The organism is Allobosea eneae (assembly GCF_042657265.1).
GTDB lineage: Bacteria > Pseudomonadota > Alphaproteobacteria > Rhizobiales > Beijerinckiaceae > Allobosea > Allobosea eneae.
Genome location: NZ_JBHSLW010000010.1, coordinates 127431 through 144822, shown reverse-complemented (window position 1 = coordinate 144822; position 17392 = coordinate 127431). Strand labels below are relative to the sequence as shown.

Here is a 17392-nt window from a genome sequence, read left to right as displayed (position 1 = left end):
TTCGTGAGGGGAACCATGGCGGGCGGCGCCTTACGCGGATTTCGCCCGATGATGACAGTTTTGTAAGGTTGGCCAGCCGTCAGCCGCGCTCGTCGCGCAGCAGATCGTCGAGCCGGCGCTGTTCCTCGGCCGTCAGCGTGGCATCGGCCGGCGCCGCAGCGCGATTGCGACGACGCCAGAGAAAGGCCGCACCGAACAGCACGATCAGAAAGGGAGCAGCCCAGAGCGCGATCGTGCGCGCGTTCATCGGCGGGCGCAGCAGGACGAAGTCGCCGTAGCGCGCGACGACGAAATCGATCACGGCCTTGTCATTGTCGCCGGCGACGAGCCGCTCGCGCACCAGGACACGCAGGTCCTTGGCGAGAGGTGCATCGGAATCGTCGATCGACTGGTTCTGGCAGACCAGGCAGCGCAGACCCGAAGAGATTTGCCGGGCGCGCTGCTCCAGCGCCTGATCCTTCAACACCTCGTTGGGCTGCACGGCAAGGACCGGCGCCGAGACCGCCAGCGATGCGACGAGAAGGAGCGGAAGGGCGCGCATCACGCTCACTCGGCCGCCTGCGGAAGTGCGGCCGGCGCCGACGTCCGCCGCGGGGCGGCCAGCCGGTAGCGCCTGTCGGTCAGCGAGAGCACGCCACCCGCCGCCATTACCAGCGCACCGATCCAGATCAGGAGGATCAGCGGCTTGTCGTGCAGCTTGACCGCGATCGCGCCGCTGGCGTCGGGCTCGCCCAGGCTGATATAGGCCTGCCCGAGCCCGACGGTACGGATGCCGGCCTCGGTCGTCGGCATGGCGCGCGCCGTGTAGATGCGCTTCATCGCCTCCACCGGCATCAGCTCGCGGCCATCAGCGACGATGCGGAAGCGGGCCGCGTCCTCGCGATAATTCGGCCCGGTGCGCGGCGTCACCGCCTCCAGCGTCACGGTATAGCGGCCGCTGGTTAGGCTCTCGCCGACCTTGAGCATGCCGATCGCCTCGGTGCCCCAGGCGGTTGCGGCGATGCCAACCACGCTGATGCCGACGCCGGCATGGCCGAGTGCGGTGCCCCAGGCCGAGCGCGGCAGGCCCTTCGCCCGCGACAGGATCGCCGCCGCACCACTGGCGCGGCCAACGACGCGTTCGCCGACCTCCCAGAATGCGCCGACAACGAGGAAGACGCCGAGGCCGATGCCGAGCGGCGCCAGCACCGGACCGCCGCGCACAAGCGCGAAGATCGCCAGCGTGGTGACGACGCCGATGCCAAAAGCGACCTGCGCGCGCTGGGCGGCGCCGAGCAGGTCGCCGCGCTTCCAGGCCAAGGTCTGGCCGATCGGCAGCAGCAGCAGGAGCGGCACCAGCACCGGCACGAAGGTGGCGTTGAAGAAGGGCGGGCCGACCGAGATCTTGTCGCCCGTGACCATCTCCAGCACGAGCGGATAGAGCGTGCCGATGAAGACGGTGGCGCAGGCCGTCGCCAGGAAGAGGTTGTTGACGACGAGCGCGCTCTCCCGCGAGACCGGCGCGAACAGGCCGCCTTGCTTCAGGAGCGGCGCGCGCCAGGCGAACAGCGCCAGCGAGCCGCCTATGAAGGCGATCAGGATGCCGAGGATGAACAGGCCGCGCTGAGGGTCGCTGGCGAAGGAGTGCACCGAGGTCAGCACGCCCGAGCGGACGATGAAGGTGCCGAGCAGCGAGAGCGAGAAGGTCAGGATCGCGAGCAGGATCGTCCAGACCTTGAGCGCGTCGCGCTTCTCCATCACCACGGTCGAGTGGATCAGCGCCGTGCCGGCAAGCCAGGGCATCAGCGAGGCGTTCTCGACCGGGTCCCAGAACCACCAGCCGCCCCAGCCGAGCTCGTAATAGGCCCAGTAGGAGCCCATGGCGATGCCAAGCGTCAGGAAGGTCCAGGCCAACAAGATCCACGGCCGGACTGCGCGGGCCCAGACCGCGTCGATCTTGCCTTCGATCAGCGCCGCGACGGCGAAGGCATAGGTGATCGAGAAGCCGACATAGCCGACATAGAGCAGCGGCGGATGGATCGCGAGGCCGAGATCCTGCAGGATCGGGTTGAGGTCCTGCCCCTCCCCCGGCGCCGGGATGAGCCGCCGGAACGGGTTCGAGGTCAGCAGGGTGAAGGCGATGAAGGCGACACTGACGCTGCCTTGCGCCGCGAGCGTCCCGGCCCGCAGCTTCGGCGGCAGCGAACGGCGCGACAGCGCCACCAGCGCGCCGAACAGCACGAGGATGAGGACCCAGAGCAGCATCGAGCCCTCATGGTTCCCCCAGACCGCGGTCAGCTTGTAGATCAGCGGCTGCGTCGAATGCGAATTGGCGGCGACGTTCTCGACCGAGAAATCGGAGACCACATAGGACGCCATCAGGCAGCCGAAGGAGAGCGCGACCAGCAGGAAGCAGGCGATCGCCGCCGCCGGGCCGACGGCGGCCAGGGCGGGATCGTTCCGGCTCACGCCCCAGAGCGGCACGATCGTCTGAACGACCGCGACTCCGAGCGCCAGCGCCAAGGCGAAATGACCGATCTCGACGAACACAGGCGCGGCCCTATTTCGTGGCCGGCGCTGCGGGCGCGCCGGGCTTGGTTTCGCCGGGCTGCCAATGGCCCTGCTTCTTCAGCGCGTCGGCGACCTCGCGCGGCATATAGGTCTCGTCATGCTTGGCGAGGACGGAATCGGCGCGGAACCGCCCCGGCCCCTCGAGCACGCCCTCGGTGACGACGCCCTGCCCTTCGCGGAAGAGATCGGGCAGCAGGCCGGTATAGCTGACCATGGTCCTGGTCTTGCCATCGGTGACGGCGAAGCTGACGCGCTGATTGGCACCACGCTCGACCGAGCCCGCCTCGACCAGGCCGCCGAGGCGCAGGCGCGTGCCGGGCGTGAGCCCCTTCTCGACGATCTCGGTCGGACCGTAGAAGAAGACGATCGAATCCCGCAGCGCATAGGCGACGAGCCCGGCGGCAAGGCCGAGGACGACGCCGGCCGAGGCGATGACGACGAGGCGACGCTGCTTGCGGGTCAGGCGCTTGCTCGGCGGCGAGGCGGGAATACCAGCCTGGACAGTCATCGTCCCGCCTCCTGCAGGCCGAGCTCGCCGCGCAGGCCGTCGAGCGCGGATGCAGCCGCCTGATCGGACGCCAGGCGCTGGCGGGCCGTCGAGAGCGACTTCTGCGCCGCCTCGCGCTCGCCGAGAACGGCCTGCGAGCGGATCAAGCGAGACCAGTCGGCGAGGCTGCCGCCGCCCTCGGCGAGCCGCGCGGCGAGGCCGTCGACCATGCCGCGGATCGCCGACATGCGCTCAGCCTCAGGCAGGCTGGCGATCGCATCGGCCGGAGCGGCAGGACGCTCCAGCCCTTCGAGGCGAGCCCGGACGGTCGCAGTCCAGGGGGCGTCGGCCGGCGCGTCGGCGAGCAGAGCCTTGAGAGATGCGATCGCGGCCGGCACCTGCCCGTCCTGCTCCTGCGCGACCGCCATGAAGAAGCGGGCGCGCGGATTAGCCGGGTCGAGCTTCAACGCCTCGGCGAGGCTTTCGCGTGCCGCCGCCGTGACGACGCCGCCGGCGGCGAGAATCTGCGCCTCGGCCTGGCCGCCCAGCCGCTCGGTCGTCGCACCGTCGTAGCGGATCGCATTGGCGAAGGCCTTGGTGGCATCGTCGAAGCGGCCCTGGCGGAGATAAACCGGAGCGAGCACGGTCCAGCCCTTGCCGTCGGTCGGGTTGGCGGCGAGATGCGACTCGATCCGCGCCAGTGCCAGCTCGAAATCCTGTGCCGGGTTGCCCTTCATCCGTGCCGCGAGCGGCTGGTCGGGAACGGTCGGCGAGCCATAGGCGCCGTAGATCAGCAGCGCGAGCAGGGGCACGCAGGAAAGCGCAATCGCGGACGCTGCGCGGCGCCGGCGCAGCGCCGGCTCGCTCTCGCCGGTGGGAACCGCTTCCGACGCCGTCTCGCGCAGCAGCCGGCGTGCGGCTTCGGCCTTGGCCGCATCGGCCTCGGCGGCGCCGATCAGCTTGCGGCCGAGATCGCGGTCGATCTCGGCGAGCTGGGCGCGGTAGAGCGCAGTCGCCCCGGCCGTGTCGGCGGAGAGCGCCGGCGCCCGCCGGCCGAGCGGCCAGAGCACCGCCATGACCGCGGCCCCGGTCATGGCCGCGAAGATGATCCAGATCAGCATCCGCCGTTCATAGCCGTTCGAAGGTGCCGGTTCATGTCCGAAGATGGCGACAAAGGGTCACGCGGGCAATGCGACGTCAGACCGCCGGCAGCACGAGCCGGGCCCTGAGGCCGCCAAGTGGCGAGCGCTCTAGCGAGAGGCCGCCGCCATAGAGCTTGGCGAGATCGACCACGATCGAGAGGCCGAGCCCCGAGCCCGGCGTCGTTTCGTCGAGCCTGCGGCCGCGCTTCAGAACCTCGGCCATGGCGTCATCGGGAAGGCCGGGGCCGTCATCGTCGATGAGCAGGACGAGGCGCCCCTCAGGTGTTTGCGCTTCCGGCGCCAAGCTGACCTGCACCTCGGTCCGCGCCCATTTGAAGGCGTTGTCCAGCAGGTTGCCGAGCATCTCCTCGAAATCCTGCTTCTCACCGCGAAAGCGGACGCCCGCCGGCACCGTATGGCTGCCGTCGATCGCCCTGCCTTGCGCGATCTTCTCAAAGGTGCGGATCAGCGCATCGAGCGAGGGCTCGATCTCGCAGATGCCGCCCAGCGCGCCGGACAAGGCCGCTGCTCGCGCGCGATCAAGATAGTACTGCACCTGATCGCGCATGATCGCCGTCTGATACCGGACCGTCTGCGAGAGGACGCCCTGGCTCGCATCGGCCTCGTTCTGCATCACGCTGAGCGGCGTCTTAAGCGCGTGGGCGAGATTGCCGACCTGGGTGCGCGCCCGATCCAGGATCTCGCGATTGGCGTCGATGAGCTGGTTGAGTTCGCCAGCCAGCGGGGCGAGATCGGGCGGATAGTGCCCGGCGATGCGCGTGCTTTCGCCCGTGCGCACCGTACCGACTGCAGCGCGCAAACGAGCCAGCGGGCGCAGGCCGTAGCGGACCTGAGCGATGGTCGAGGCGACGAGAGCAAGCCCGAGAAAAAGAAAGGTCAGCGTCAGGGCGAAACGGAAATCGCGTATGTCACCCTCGATCTCGTCGGCAGGCGCCGCGACGCCCACGGTGAAGCGCCCGTCCTCCCCGACATCGATCTCGCGCTCCAGCACGCGTAGCGACCGCTCATCCGGGCCGGAGACATAGCTCTCGCGCAGGCCGCGCGCATTCGGCTGCAGGTTCTGGTCGAGCAGCTTGGGCAATTGCCCGCCGACGAGGGAGCGCGAGGTCCGCACGGTCGGGCGCTCGCCATCGAGCCGGATGATCTGCCAGTACCAGCCGGAAAGAGGCAGGTCGAAGCGCGGCTCGCCGAGGTCGCCTATCGCCTGGCGCTCGGCCTCGGGCGGCGCCGCGAGGTCAGCGACGAGTTCCTTGATGTAGACGCTGAGGCGTTCGTCGAAGCCGCGCTCGGCCGCGCGCCGATAGAAGGTGGTGAGGCCGAAGCCGGCGAGGATCAGCACCAGCGCACAGCAGATCGCGGCCGAGATGAAGAGCCGGGCGCCGAGCGAGAAGCGCTGCCGCGTGACCGGCATGACGGCCTCAGGGTTTCGCGGCGGCGATATAGCCGAGACCGCGCACGGTCTCGATGACGTCGACGCCGAGCTTCTTGCGCAAGCGGCCGACGAAGACCTCGATCGTGTTGGAATCACGATCGAAATCCTGGTCGTAGAGATGCTCGACTAATTCGGTGCGCGAGACGACGCGACCCTGATGATGCATCAGATAGGCGAGCAGCCGGTATTCGTGCGAGGTGAGCTTGACCGGGTTGCCATCGACGACGACGCGGCTGGCGCGCGTATCGAGCCGGACCGGGCCGCAGATCAGCTCGGCCGTCGCATGTCCCGCCGCGCGGCGTAGCAAGGCGCGGACGCGTGCGAGCAACTCCTCGATATGGAACGGCTTCACGACATAGTCGTCGGCGCCGGCGTCGAAGCCCGAGACCTTGTCGCTCCAGCGATCGCGGGCCGTCAAAATCAGCACGGGCATGGTCTTGCCGGCGCGGCGCCAACCCTGCAGCACCGCGACGCCGTCGACCTTGGGCAGGCCGAGATCGAGGATAACCGCGTCATAAGGCTCGGTCTCACCGAGATAGAGCCCTTCCTCGCCATCGAACGCCTTGTCGACGGCATAGCCGGCGTTCTCCAGCGCATTGACGATCTGGCGGTTGAGGTCCTTGTCGTCCTCGACGACGAGCAGTCGCACGGCGGCTTTTCTCCGATTGGCGGATCAGGAACGGGAAATAGCGGAACTAGCGGATATCCGCCACCTTGCCCGAGGCGCCGTCGAGCGTGACCCGGGCGACCCGGCCGTCCCGCTTCATCGTCGTCACGACATAGACGAATTCGTCGCCCTGGCGGCAGAGCCTGATCCGCAAGACCTCCCCCGGAGCCGCCTCGCGCGCATGCTTGGACGCGGCGGCCGGCTGCATGACCTTGCCGTCCGACACCGCCTCGCGCGTTTCCTGTGCCGACAGGCAGGAGATCGGCTGCGGCGAATCGACCGGCTCCACCGGCGAAGCCGTGGCGGTCACGAGCGCGAGAATCGCGACGTTGGGGTCGAGCAGCATCATCGCCATGGGCTATCCCGGTACGCGTGAATGCGCCATGAACATCAGCGTGAGGCTAGCTTAGCGGACCGTGATAAGTCCACGCCGCGAAAGGCCGGCCCCCGCGACGACGCTGAGCTGTGCCAGCTCGACGTCGAGCGCGCCCTGAGGCTCCCCGAAATCGGCCATTTCCTGTGCCGCCTCGTAGAGCATGGCTGGAGCGTCGACCTCGACGTTTCGAATGATCACTCCGCCGGCGCGCAGTATCACGCGGTAGCGCTCGATCTCCTCGCCGAGCGGGACCTCGACCGCGTCCCAGGAATCGCCGTCGATGCGGCTACGCCGGATCCAATTCAGGAGAACGCCGGCCGGAAGGCGGCGGGCCCGGACGCGTACGGGTGAGAGGGGGCGCAGGGGCGCCGTCCCGACCGTCGTCGAGAGTTCGCGCATCGATGCGGAGGCGACATCCGCATCCGGTGGGCCGATCCGATAGCGAAGGGGGCGGCCGATCTCATCAAGCCCCGCCGACAGCAGGACGGCCGCTCCGTCGAGCACGACCACGCGCGCACCTGGAGCCAGCACTCGCGCCGCCGCCGCCTCCGAGCCGCCGAGCCCACGCACTATCTGCGACAGCCGGAATGTCTGCGCGCCGATCAGCTCGACCCGAGCCGCCGTCGCGATCTCGACCTCTGCGGCCGGATCCATGAAGGCGAGCGCATTGGCTCCTGCGAGGGCAGTCTCTGGCGCGACCGAGGCGAGATTGCCGCCCCTCAGCCGCACATCGACCGAAGCGTGCCGATCTGTCCGCCAAAGCGGCCCAGGCATGAGCGTGGTCAAGGTTTCGCCCATGATCGAGGGTGCCGCGACGATGCCCGCCAATGCGAACGATGCGCCCTCGGCGGCGCGCCAGATCGCAAGCCCTCCGGGCCAGGGATCGGCGAAGGCAGCAAGCGACTGCAGCGGCGGCTGCGGTTCCCGTGCGATCGGAAGGTCGAGGATCAACGCGTCCGGCCGTCCCGCGATCCGCGGAGTCGCCTTCGGAGGACGCTCGCCCTCCGCCCCTTCTGCCGCAGCGCCGCGGTAGATGGCCGGCTCGACCGAGCGCGCATCGGCACGCCGCGTCGGGCCGTCGCTGATCCGCGTCAGCCGGAACAGGCGCGCCTGGCCAGAGACCTCCAAGGAGACGATATCGCCTGCTTCGAGATCGATGCAGCGCGGCGACAGCTCCAGCTCGAGCGTCTCGCGACCTGCCCATATCTCCTGCAGCCGCTGTTCGGCAAGGCGTTGGCCCTCGGCCCGACGCGTGACCACGGGCAGCTCGACGGCGCTCTCACGCCGCGCTGCCCCGGCGAGGCGCCGCGAACGGGCGGCAGCCTGCCGATAATCGTCGTTCCCGTCGATGTGGATCAACCGCAACTCGTGGGGCAGCTCGCTTTCCTCGGCCCGGCGCAACTCGTAAGGCTGACCGTTGCGATCGAGGACCAGATCGTCGGCCGAAAGGGCGCGCGCCACGTTGGCAGCGCGCCCCCGGAACACGAGCCGGCCGGAAGACATGACGGCATCGAAGCCGAATATTTGAGACAGTGGCTCCAGCGCCTGCCGCGCCGAGATCGGCCTGTCGAGGACATAACCGTCGACGAAACCATCGATGGCGATCTCGTGCGCTTCCGGAAGGCCATAGTCCGCGAGGATCGCCCGCACCAGCCTGTCCAGGGTGACGCCTTCGAGGCGGCCATTGATCCAATGGCCGGTCTGGTAGTTCGTCCCGTCCGCCCAGACCGAGATCAGATCGGGAAAGGCCGGAAACGGCCTGGCGTCCCAAGTCCAGACGAAGATATTGGCCGGATCGACCATGCGGAAACCGAGCCAAGGCGAGATCGGATTGCGCTGTGGCGCGAAGCCCGGGAGCACGGGATCGAAGCCCGACAGGATCGCTTCTAGTCCTCGGGCCTGGACGAGGTCGTCGCGCGCTCTCGTCGAAAAATGCGGGTAGCCACCGTCGAACGACTTCGGATCGGGAAAGACGTTCGGGGAATTGCCGCCCTTGTCCACGGCAGGCAAGCCGATCTCGGTCAGCCAGATCGGCTTCGAACCTGGCACCCAAGCGGTCGTGCCGATCTCATGCCCGCCCGACCGTTCAACATGCCGGTTCAGCCACCAGTTCGGCAGATCCTTCTGCCGGAAGACCCAGGGCTTGCCGAAAGCGCCATCGCTGATCGGCAGCCGCGCCTGGGCCTGACGGCCGGAGAGATCGGCGTAATACCATTCGTAGCCCTCGCCGGAGGTCAGGCCGCCGCGCAGATAGTCGACATCGGCAGGGCTGCGCGCGATGGCGAGATCGGCGTGGTCCGGCGTGTCCCGCCAGTCGGAGAGCGGCGCATAATAGTCGATTCCGATCGCGTCGATATCCGGGCTCGACCAGAGCGGATCGAGCGGAAAGCCGACCTCCTGCCCGCCGTCCCGCACATGGGCGCCATATTCGGTCCAGTCGGCAGCGTAGACCAGCGTTGTCGGAGCCGGCAGGATGGCGCGGACCTCGGCCGCGAGCGCGACCAGCCCGTCGACCATCGGATAGGAGCCCGTAGTCCCACGCACGCGCGTCAGGCCGACCAGCTCGGACCCGATGATGAACCCTTCGACGCCGCCGGCGGCCTTGGCGAGCATCGCCGCGTGAAGCACGGCACGTCGGAAGCTCCACTCGCCAGGCACGCCGCAGACGACCCTGTCGCCATCGAGCGAGAAATGCGCCGCGGTCGCGACGCCGAGGAAGTTCCCGATCTGCTCGGCCGCCGTCGACGTGCCGTCTGGCGATCCGGATTGGCCCGGTGCGGGCGAGCAGGTGATGCGGCCGCGCCAGGGATAGGGTGGCTGGGAAGGGTTGCCGGTATGAGGGTCCGTCAATGCATTTGCGGCCGGCACGTCCATCATCACGAAAGGATAGAGAACCACCTCGATCCCGTAGACGTGGCGCAGACGGCGGATCAAAGCGATCACACTGTCGTCCGATGGCGTGCCCCCATAAGCCGGCCTGCCGCTAGACTGGCTGACGAGACGCGTGCTGGCGCGATCGAGACCGGCGACAGACCACAGCACCCCCGGCGTGTTCTTCGCGGCGATCTCGACGCGCGGCGCGATGGTGCAATGTCCGGCGCGCAGATCATCACCGAACCAGCTGACGACAAGCGAGATGCGGCGCAGGTTCGGGCAGAGCGCCAGAAGGTGACCGATGGCGCCATCGATGTCGCTGCCGCTGTGGAGCTGATGCCGATTCTCGGCAATGGTGACGCCGGCCTCCGGCTCCTGGTTGACCAGGGTTGGATGGTAGATGAACTCGCTCGCGCCCGGGATCAGCGTCACGGCGCGGATCATCTCGCCGAGGCCGGGGACGGCGCGCACCACCTCGAAGGAGAATTGCGGCACACGATTGCCGTAAGCCACAAGCGGAAAGCGCTCGAACACGACATAGGCCGTCCCGCGATAGGCCGGCGCCGCCCCGGCTTCCTTGGCGGCGATCAGCGGATCGGGCTCCTGGTCCTCGAAGCCACGATGAACGCGAAGGGTCACGGCATTGAAGTCGATCTCGCGCCCGTCGGCCCAGATGCGGCGCACGAACGCGATCGGCCCCTCGCAGATCGCGACCGCAAGATTCGCATAATAGCTGTAGGTGGTCTCGTAGGTCTTCTGCGCCTTCTGCCCGCCCTTGCCGCCGGCCTTGGTGCGAGTGACGGTGGTCGTCACGTCCTCGTCGAAGCGCGTCGCCCAGATCAGCTGGCCACCGAGCCTGGCCCGGCCGTAAACGCGCGGGATCGGCGCCCCCTCTGTCGAGACGATGCCGTCGATCTCCTTGAGGCGCGGCCCCTCGACGACGCGCGTGCCGCCTCCGCCGCCGAACAGGCCCTGGTCGAGCCGGGCGCCGGCAAGTGCACCGAGCGAGCGACCGACGATGGCCCCGAACGGCCCACCGACGACGGCGCCGAGGACCGAGCCGGCGACCTGCAGAACGAGCGTGGCCATCAGGCGTCGAGCTCCGGAAAAGCGAAGGCATGGCTGAGATGGCGACGCCACCAGCCGGTGAACGCGACCTCGCCGACCGCAGCACCGTCATGGGCGTGCAGAATGCGGTCCGGCTCCGTCAGGATGGCGCAATGCGCCGCAGGCAGATGCACGCGCCAGCGGAAGAGCAGGACATCGCCCGGCAGCGCGGCGTTTGCGCTTGTCGGCCGCAGATGCCGTTCGGCGGCGAGCGCCAACGTCTCGCCTGCACCCTGCTGCGCCCAATCGAGCGAATAGGGCGGGGTCGGTTCCGGCTCGCCTCCATAGAGATCGCGCCAGATGCCACGCACCAGGCCGAGACAGTCGCAACCTACCCCGCGCAGCGACGCCTGATGATGATAGGGCGTGCCGAGCCACGAGCGTGCGGCCGCGACGATGCGAGCCCGCCGGACATCGGCGTCGGTCATCGGAACAGGCTCCCGCCATCGAACGGCCCAGCGCCGGGGCTGCCGCTCCCGGTTCCCCCGATGATGAAGTCGTTGCCGGGCAAATGCGGGAAGCCGCGGAAGTTGACGCCATTGCCGAATTTGGCACTGCAGGTGGCGAAACGCTTGTCGCAGCCGACCTGGGCCGTGAAGGCATCGCCGACCGCGATCGGTTGCGGCGCGGCCTGCCAGAGTTGCAGCACGACAGTTCCGCCATCCGCGCGATGGCTGCGGATCTCGGTGGCGAAGCCGGTGTTGTCGCCCGCGGTGAAGACAAGCCAGCCGCCACTGAGGTAGCCGTCGCCATAATCGGACAGAGCCGGCGCCGTGATCGACAGCCGTCCATCGGTGGCCACCACAGTGGCCGGCGATGAGCCCGGAGTGACGCCGCAACGGGTATCGCCCAGATCGGCGGAGCAATTCGCCGTGTAGAGCCGGCCGCGCTCTTCGTCGAAAGCCTTGCCGAGCCCTCGCACCTCGGCGATGAAGTTGCTGTCGCTGCGTTTCACTTCGCCGACGAAGCCGGTTTCGAGCAAGGTGCGCTGGCCGGGGTCGGCCCAGTTGACCAGCCAGAGCGAGACGCGGGCATCGTCGATCAGGCCGCGCGACAGATCCGCCTCGCTCAATCCGCTCGTCGCCAAGGCTCCGAGCACTTCGCCGCCGCCGGTTGCGAAGCCGAGCTCGGAGCTGGCTTCGGCGGCATCGAGGCCGGCATTCGCGCGGAACACGATGCCGTCGAACGAAAGATCGCGGTCATGATCGGTGAAGCCGAGTACGGCACCGTCGCGACGAGTGAGACTCCAGCAACGGCAAAGCGTGGTCGCCTCGCCGGCGACATGCGCGGCGAGCCCAGGAGAGAGTGTCCGCATGGCAAAGCCTCTAATCGGCGATCTCGATAATCGGGATCTTGGGGATGTCGCCCGCCTCGAAAGCCGACAGATCGACCTCGATCACATCGGTGTCGAAGCGCACGGGCACGTCGAAGGCGAAGCCGGCGCTGACCAGGGCGCCGGCAGGAGGAGCATGGCCTACTGCGAAGGTGACCTGGCCGGTGGCGTGGTCGCAGGACACGGCGGTTGGCTGTGGTTGCACCACGCCATCGACCGCGATCAGTACCGTACCGGGCACGGGCTTGCCGATGCGACGGAGATAAGGTGCGTGCAGGCCACCATAGAGCTTGCAGAGCTGGAAGGCCCGCGCCGCCCCATCGCCGACACCGATCTGCTGGTCGCTGGCTGCGGGCGTCGCGGACGGGGCACAACTCTTCCAGTCGAGCTGGTCGCGCCAGCGAAAGCCGTAGAGCCTGCCACGCCTCTCCTCGAAGAAGGCAACGACCTCGGCAAGCGCGTCGAGCGTGCGGATGCCGAAGCCGGCATCGTAGCGTCGCCGCGAATGCGCCCAGCGGCTATTGCGGACCTCGCGGCCCGAGGCCAGCGTGACCACTTGGGTCAGCCGTTCCGGCCCGCCGCGCGCGCCACGCGCGATCCCCGTGGGAAAGCGCACCTCGTGGAAGCCGCTCATGCCGCCTCTCCCTGTCCTGTCACGGTGCGAGCCTCAGAGCGCGCGGCTGCCGCGCGCCACGGCCCGCGCGATCGCCGCCGAGACCTGCGCCTCGGACCGGCGGAAACTGTCGGCATCAGGCGTCGAGACCTGCACGATGACGCTGACCGGGCGCCGATCGCCGCCACCGCCGGCCCGCACGCCGAGCTTGCCGTCGGGGCCCCGCGACAGCGGCATGATCGCCTCCGCCCCGCGCTCCCCCATCAGCCCGAGCCCGCGCCCCATGGCGAAATAGGAGGGCGCCGCGACGACACCACCATCGGCGAAGAACGAGACCGGCGAGCTGCCGCCACCGCCGCCCATGCCGCCGGTGAAGAGCCCAGCCAGGCTGTTGATGCCGGAACCGAGCCAACTCGAGATCGTGTTCTGCAGCGGCTTGAGTGCCGATTTCAGCAGGCTCTGGCTCAGCGACGTGCCGATGCTGCGCAGCACGTCCTCGAAGCGCTTGCCCTCGACGATACCGCTGGCGAAGGCCGTAGTAATCGACTTGCCGAAGGCCTGTGCCGATTTGGACAGGCTCTGGGTCAGCGTGTTCAGCGAGCGCAAGCCGCCGACATCGAAGGAGGAAGAAAAAGAGGAATCGTCTTCATCAGCCATCGGCCCGACCTTTTCACTCGTCGTTACGGGAAGCGGGGTCCGGATGAGCCCGCATCAGGGCATCCAGCGTCGTACGTGACGGCGCCTCGCCGGCCGGCGGCGCTCGATGAGACTCGATCGCTGCGAGGATTTCGTGGGGAGTGGCGGACCAGAACGCATCCGGCGCCCAGCACAGGCGTCCCAGGCCAAAAGCCATCACCTCGCGCCATGGGAAGGCAGCGGCCGCCGGAGCACTCATGCGACCGGCGGCACCGGAGGGCGGGCGGGCGTCCCCTCGTCCGCTGGAGCGAACGTCACATCGAGCAAAGCGATCGCGGCCCCGATGGCGCCGTTGAGACCGCCGTCGAAAGGTAGTGCCGCGACCTCGTCAGCAGCCAGCGTCCCCCCGGCGCCACGCAGGCCAGCCGCCAGGATCCGCGCGATATCTCGGGCCGAAAGCCTCCCGGCAGCGAAGCGCTCACCCAGCGCCGGCAGATTCTCGACCGAAAACGCGTCCTCCAGTTCGGCGAGCGCACCGAGCGTCAGCCGCATCGGCAGCGGCCGGCCCTCGACCATCAGGGCGACCTCGCCCCTGTAGCGATTGACCATGCGCTTCTCCTCTAGGTGAGCGTGAAGCTCAGCTGGCCGGCCGATTCCAGCGACAATTCGAAGGTGACCTCGGCGGCATGGTCTCCGCGATATTCCAGCGTCGAGAGCTGGAACGGCCCGGTGATTGTGCCGAAATCGGGCACGATCACCTGCCAGTCGCGGATCGCCCCGTCGAAGAAGATCTGGCGCACCAGCGCGTCCGAGGCCTCGTCCTTGAAGATGCCGGCGCCGCTGATGCTGGCGCGGCGCATCCCGGCCCCGGCGAGCAGTTCGCGCCAACGTCCGGCCGACTCGGCATGAGTGACGTCGACTGTCTCGGCATTGAAGGCGATCTGGCGGGCGCGCAGGCCCGCCACAGTGACGAAGCTGCCGCCGGCATCGGCGGCCTTGAGCAAGAGGTCCTTGCCTTTCTGGGCAGGCATGGGCGGTCCTTTCGTGTCAGAGCGCCTCGGTGACGGCCCGGAAGGTCAGCGTCACAGTCGGCAGATGGGTCTTGGGATCGCGCGCGAGCTTCGAGGACAGCCAGGTCAGATTGACCAGGCGGTGGCCTTCCGGCGCGAGTGCGGCGCCTTCCAGGCTGGCGACGATGCGCGCCGCCGCCTCGAGCGCCTTGCGCGAGGACGCGCTCTCGCCGGCCCAGACGACGAGCGAGAGCTTCTGTTCGCAGCCGCGGTCGCTGCCGGTCGACCAGTCCTCGGCCGTGACCTCGCCATGGACGACGTAGAGCCCGCTCGCGCCTCGTGGCGGCTCGTCATGGATGCGCCCCGCCCCGATCAACGCCGTCAGCCCGGCATCGGCGGAGAGATGCGCCTGGACGACGCGCCGCAGCGGCAGGATGGCGTCGCTCATCGGCCGACCTCCTCGACCAGGCAGACCAGGCGCCTTCGGCCCCCATCGGGATCACCGACGGCGCGGATGTCGAAGACCTGCTCGCCATCGCGCAGGCGCTGGCCGGCATCGATGCCGGCGCGCCAGCGCAAGGTGATGCGATGGCTCACCGCCTGCTCGGGCCGCTCGCCGCGCCAGCGCTCATTGCCCGACAGCCATTCAACCTGAGCCCAGACCGCGGCAACCGTCTCGAAGACGGTGAGCCGCCCACCGGCGCCGTCCGGCATTTCGACGGGTGCCTCCAGCAGCAGGCGGCGACGCAGGGCGCCGACGGGGCGAGCCTTGCCGGTCTCTCGGATCATCACAGCCGCACCCGGCGGAAGGGAGCGACAAGCGCGGCGATCTCAGCCGGCAGCCGGACGGCGTCGCGGCTGACCACGTCGCCGCGATGCTCGAACCAACGGCAAGCCAGCCGAAGCACGGCCTGCCGCAGCGGCGCCGGCACCGTGTCGCGCGTCGCGCCGAAGCCGGCAGCAAGGTCGATCTCGATCGCGGCGCGGGCACGGCCCGGCACCGGAACCGGACCGGCGATCGCGATCAGCGGCGGGTCGGAGCCGGCGACCAGAACGAGCGACGCGGGCATGATCGGCTCGGCCGGCCCGCTCGCAGGATGGACGCGCGCGGCCGTGAGGCTGAGCACCGGCGAGAGCGGCAGGCGGATCTCGCTGCACTGCGGCCAAGCGTCGAGCACGATTCGCCAGCCCTGCTCGATCAGCAGGTGGCCGGAAGCGGCCTCGATCATCAGCCTGGCCGCGGTGATCAAGGTCCCTAGCAGCTCGTCCTCGTCGTCGGCGACGATCCGCAGGAAATCCTTGGCTTCCGCGAGCGAGGCCGGCTCGATCGCCGGCGGCGTCAAAGCAAGCGGCGTCATGATCTCTCCTCTTTCGGGTTTGAACGGCGCCGCCAATGCGCTATCGAGCCCGGCCCGACAGCGGAGGCGGCTCGATGCGTGGCAGAACGGCGATTGGACTGGCGGCCCTGGCAGCGGCATTCGCGGCACCCTGGCCCGTATCGGCCGTGGTCGGCGGGCGTGAGGGCGGCCCGATCGCCGGCGCGACCGTGATGGTTCTCAATGCGCGCGGCGGCGTTTGCACCGGCATCGTGCTGTCACGCCGCGTCATCCTGACGGCAGCCCATTGCGCCGATTCCCGTGTCGACCTGCGCGTCCATTGGCGCGAAGCCGGCGAGCCGGTCCTGGTCGAGCCGGCGGCAATCGCCCTGCATCCCGAATTCAACGCCAAATCCGTCACGAACCGGCAGCGCTCGATCGACCTCGCATTGGTCAGGCTCGCTGCGCCGCTGCCGGCACGCTTCTCGACGGCGACGCTCGTCGATGGCGGCCTGCCGCGCGCCGGATCGCCGGTGACGCTCTCGGGCTACGGCGTCGCGCGCGAGGGCGAAGCGAAGACGACCGGCACCTACCGGTCGGCCGCGCTCGCCACCGTCGAGCCGTACGGACCCGGCAAGATCCTGCTCTGGGCGTCCGATCCGGCGACCGGCGGCAAGCGACCGGGCGCCGGCGCCTGCCAGGGCGATTCCGGCGGGCCGATCGTCGCAGGCTCGGACGGCGTCGTCGCGGTTTCCAGCTGGTCGACCGGCCCCTCCGGCAAGCAATGTGGCCTGCTCAGCCAGGGCGTACTGGTCGCGCCGCAGCGCGGCTGGATCGATCGCACCTTGTCCAGCTGGGGCGAGAGCGCCAATTGGATTGACGCCCCCTGATTCTCCGCAGGCGCGAAGAGCACTGGACTGCGCCGCGACAAACCATAGAGTGGCACCATGGCAACGATGGCCTCGACCATGACCTCTTCAAAGCGCGCCGCGACCGTCGCGATCGCCGTTTGCGCCGGCCTGCAGATGACCGTGCCGGCTCAGGCCGTGATCGGTGGCGTGACCTCGCGCGCAGTCGACGGCGTTCGCGCCTCGACCTTGCGGGTCGAGACCAGCCGGGGCGAGCTCTGCTCCGGCGCTGCGATCTCCTCCGAGCTGGTGCTCACGGCGGCGCATTGCCTGATGACCGGCGGCTCGGTCCGCGTCATCAGCCTCGACAAGCGCTTCCGCAACCGCACGCACGCTGTGGCGGCCGTGCTGCCGCACCCGACTTTCGTGCCCGGCACGACGCCGCGCACCCAGCCCGGGGCGGATCTCGCGCTGCTGCGCCTCGCGGCGCCACTGCCGGCCGACATCCAGCCGCTGACACTGGGCAGCGGGCTTTGGCAGGGCGAGACCGTGACCATGGCCGGCTTCGGCCTCGCTTCGGAGACCAACAAGAGGACCGCGCGCACCCTGCGCGAGGTGACCCTGGTCAACGCCGGCAACTACACCACCGCCAATACGGTGAAAGTCGCGGTCGACACCGAGAACCGCGGCGAGGTCCTCGGCGCCGGCGCCTGCCGTGGCGATTCCGGTGGTCCGGTGCTGCGCGGCCCGCCGGGATCGCGCGATCTCGTCGGTATCGTCTCCTGGTCGAGCGGGCCGCTCAGCTCGCGCGTCAAGATGATCTGCGGCGGCTTCACCGCGATCACCCCGATCAGCGACCATCGGGCCTGGATCGCCGAGGCGAGCGAGCGCCTGCTCACCTATGGTGACGAGCCGCGCCAGGCGCGCGAGGAAGCGCGCCCCAACGCGAGCTACAGCTGGTGGTTCGGCCGCTAGCGCCG

The 17392-nt window shown here is 69.1% G+C and carries 20 protein-coding genes; 2 read left to right on the top strand and 18 right to left on the bottom strand.

What is annotated here, in order from left to right; genetic code table 11:
• Nucleotides 1–79: 79 nt before the first annotated feature.
• The 18 genes from ACFPOB_RS08835 to ACFPOB_RS08750 form a co-directional block, all read right to left on the bottom strand.
• Nucleotides 80–541, bottom strand: a complete 462-nt coding sequence (locus ACFPOB_RS08835; RefSeq protein ID WP_377797558.1) for a cytochrome c-type biogenesis protein — start codon at nt 539–541, stop codon at nt 80–82.
• Nucleotides 542–546: 5 nt separating this feature from the next.
• Complete coding sequence (locus ACFPOB_RS08830; protein ID WP_377797556.1) at nt 547–2529, bottom strand: heme lyase CcmF/NrfE family subunit; 1983 nt, start codon at nt 2527–2529, stop codon at nt 547–549.
• Nucleotides 2530–2539: 10 nt separating this feature from the next.
• Complete coding sequence (gene ccmE / locus ACFPOB_RS08825; protein WP_377797942.1) at nt 2540–3013, bottom strand: cytochrome c maturation protein CcmE; 474 nt, start codon at nt 3011–3013, stop codon at nt 2540–2542.
• Between the two features lie 41 nt (nt 3014–3054).
• Nucleotides 3055–4158 (bottom strand): c-type cytochrome biogenesis protein CcmI, encoded by a 1104-nt coding sequence (ccmI, locus tag ACFPOB_RS08820; RefSeq protein ID WP_377797555.1) that lies wholly within the window; start codon nt 4156–4158, stop codon nt 3055–3057.
• A gap of 76 nt (nt 4159–4234) precedes the next feature.
• Complete coding sequence (locus ACFPOB_RS08815; protein WP_377797554.1) at nt 4235–5611, bottom strand: sensor histidine kinase; 1377 nt, start codon at nt 5609–5611, stop codon at nt 4235–4237.
• Between the two features lie 7 nt (nt 5612–5618).
• Nucleotides 5619–6281, bottom strand: a complete 663-nt coding sequence (locus ACFPOB_RS08810) for a response regulator transcription factor (RefSeq protein ID WP_092156231.1) — start codon at nt 6279–6281, stop codon at nt 5619–5621.
• A gap of 46 nt (nt 6282–6327) precedes the next feature.
• Nucleotides 6328–6648: a PepSY domain-containing protein gene (locus tag ACFPOB_RS08805; RefSeq protein WP_377797552.1), complete on the bottom strand. Its 321-nt coding sequence runs from the start codon at nt 6646–6648 to the stop codon at nt 6328–6330.
• Nucleotides 6649–6705: 57 nt separating this feature from the next.
• Complete coding sequence (locus ACFPOB_RS08800; RefSeq protein WP_377797551.1) at nt 6706–10638, bottom strand: baseplate multidomain protein megatron; 3933 nt, start codon at nt 10636–10638, stop codon at nt 6706–6708.
• Complete coding sequence (locus ACFPOB_RS08795; RefSeq protein ID WP_377797550.1) at nt 10638–11084, bottom strand: NlpC/P60 family protein; 447 nt, start codon at nt 11082–11084, stop codon at nt 10638–10640. The genes ACFPOB_RS08800 and ACFPOB_RS08795 overlap by 1 nt, the downstream gene beginning before the upstream one ends.
• On the bottom strand, nt 11081–11971 hold the full coding sequence (locus ACFPOB_RS08790) for a DUF2163 domain-containing protein (RefSeq protein ID WP_377797548.1): 891 nt from the start codon (nt 11969–11971) through the stop codon (nt 11081–11083). The genes ACFPOB_RS08795 and ACFPOB_RS08790 overlap by 4 nt, the downstream gene beginning before the upstream one ends.
• Nucleotides 11972–11981: 10 nt before the next feature.
• On the bottom strand, nt 11982–12623 hold the full coding sequence (locus tag ACFPOB_RS08785) for a phage distal tail protein, Rcc01695 family (RefSeq protein ID WP_377797547.1): 642 nt from the start codon (nt 12621–12623) through the stop codon (nt 11982–11984).
• Nucleotides 12624–12656: 33 nt separating this feature from the next.
• On the bottom strand, nt 12657–13259 hold the full coding sequence (locus ACFPOB_RS08780) for a phage tail tape measure protein (protein WP_377797546.1): 603 nt from the start codon (nt 13257–13259) through the stop codon (nt 12657–12659).
• Nucleotides 13260–13272: 13 nt separating this feature from the next.
• Nucleotides 13273–13497, bottom strand: a complete 225-nt coding sequence (locus tag ACFPOB_RS08775; protein WP_377797544.1) for a phage tail assembly chaperone — start codon at nt 13495–13497, stop codon at nt 13273–13275.
• A complete protein-coding gene (locus ACFPOB_RS08770) occupies nt 13494–13847 on the bottom strand; it encodes a gene transfer agent family protein (protein ID WP_092156224.1) in 354 nt (117 codons plus the stop codon). Before ACFPOB_RS08770 ends, ACFPOB_RS08775 begins: the two co-directional genes overlap by 4 nt.
• A gap of 11 nt (nt 13848–13858) precedes the next feature.
• Nucleotides 13859–14269, bottom strand: coding sequence for a phage major tail protein, TP901-1 family (locus ACFPOB_RS08765; RefSeq protein WP_092156223.1), 411 nt, complete (start codon nt 14267–14269; stop codon nt 13859–13861).
• A gap of 16 nt (nt 14270–14285) precedes the next feature.
• Nucleotides 14286–14696, bottom strand: coding sequence for a DUF3168 domain-containing protein (locus tag ACFPOB_RS08760; RefSeq protein WP_377797542.1), 411 nt, complete (start codon nt 14694–14696; stop codon nt 14286–14288).
• The gene (locus ACFPOB_RS08755) at nt 14693–15037 is read right to left on the bottom strand and encodes a phage head closure protein (protein WP_377797541.1); all 345 of its coding nucleotides are present in this window, start codon (nt 15035–15037) and stop codon (nt 14693–14695) included. The genes ACFPOB_RS08760 and ACFPOB_RS08755 overlap by 4 nt, the downstream gene beginning before the upstream one ends.
• Complete coding sequence (locus ACFPOB_RS08750) at nt 15037–15606, bottom strand: head-tail connector protein (protein ID WP_377797539.1); 570 nt, start codon at nt 15604–15606, stop codon at nt 15037–15039. The genes ACFPOB_RS08755 and ACFPOB_RS08750 overlap by 1 nt, the downstream gene beginning before the upstream one ends.
• A 74-nt stretch (nt 15607–15680) precedes the next feature.
• On the opposite strand from ACFPOB_RS08750, the gene ACFPOB_RS08745 reads away from it, so the two are divergent.
• Together ACFPOB_RS08745 and ACFPOB_RS08740 are read left to right on the top strand one after the other, a co-directional pair.
• Nucleotides 15681–16454, top strand: a complete 774-nt coding sequence (locus ACFPOB_RS08745) for a S1 family peptidase (protein WP_092156219.1) — start codon at nt 15681–15683, stop codon at nt 16452–16454.
• 57 nt (nt 16455–16511) lie between these two features.
• Nucleotides 16512–17387, top strand: coding sequence for a S1 family peptidase (locus tag ACFPOB_RS08740; RefSeq protein ID WP_377797537.1), 876 nt, complete (start codon nt 16512–16514; stop codon nt 17385–17387).
• Nucleotides 17388–17392: the final 5 nt, after the last annotated feature.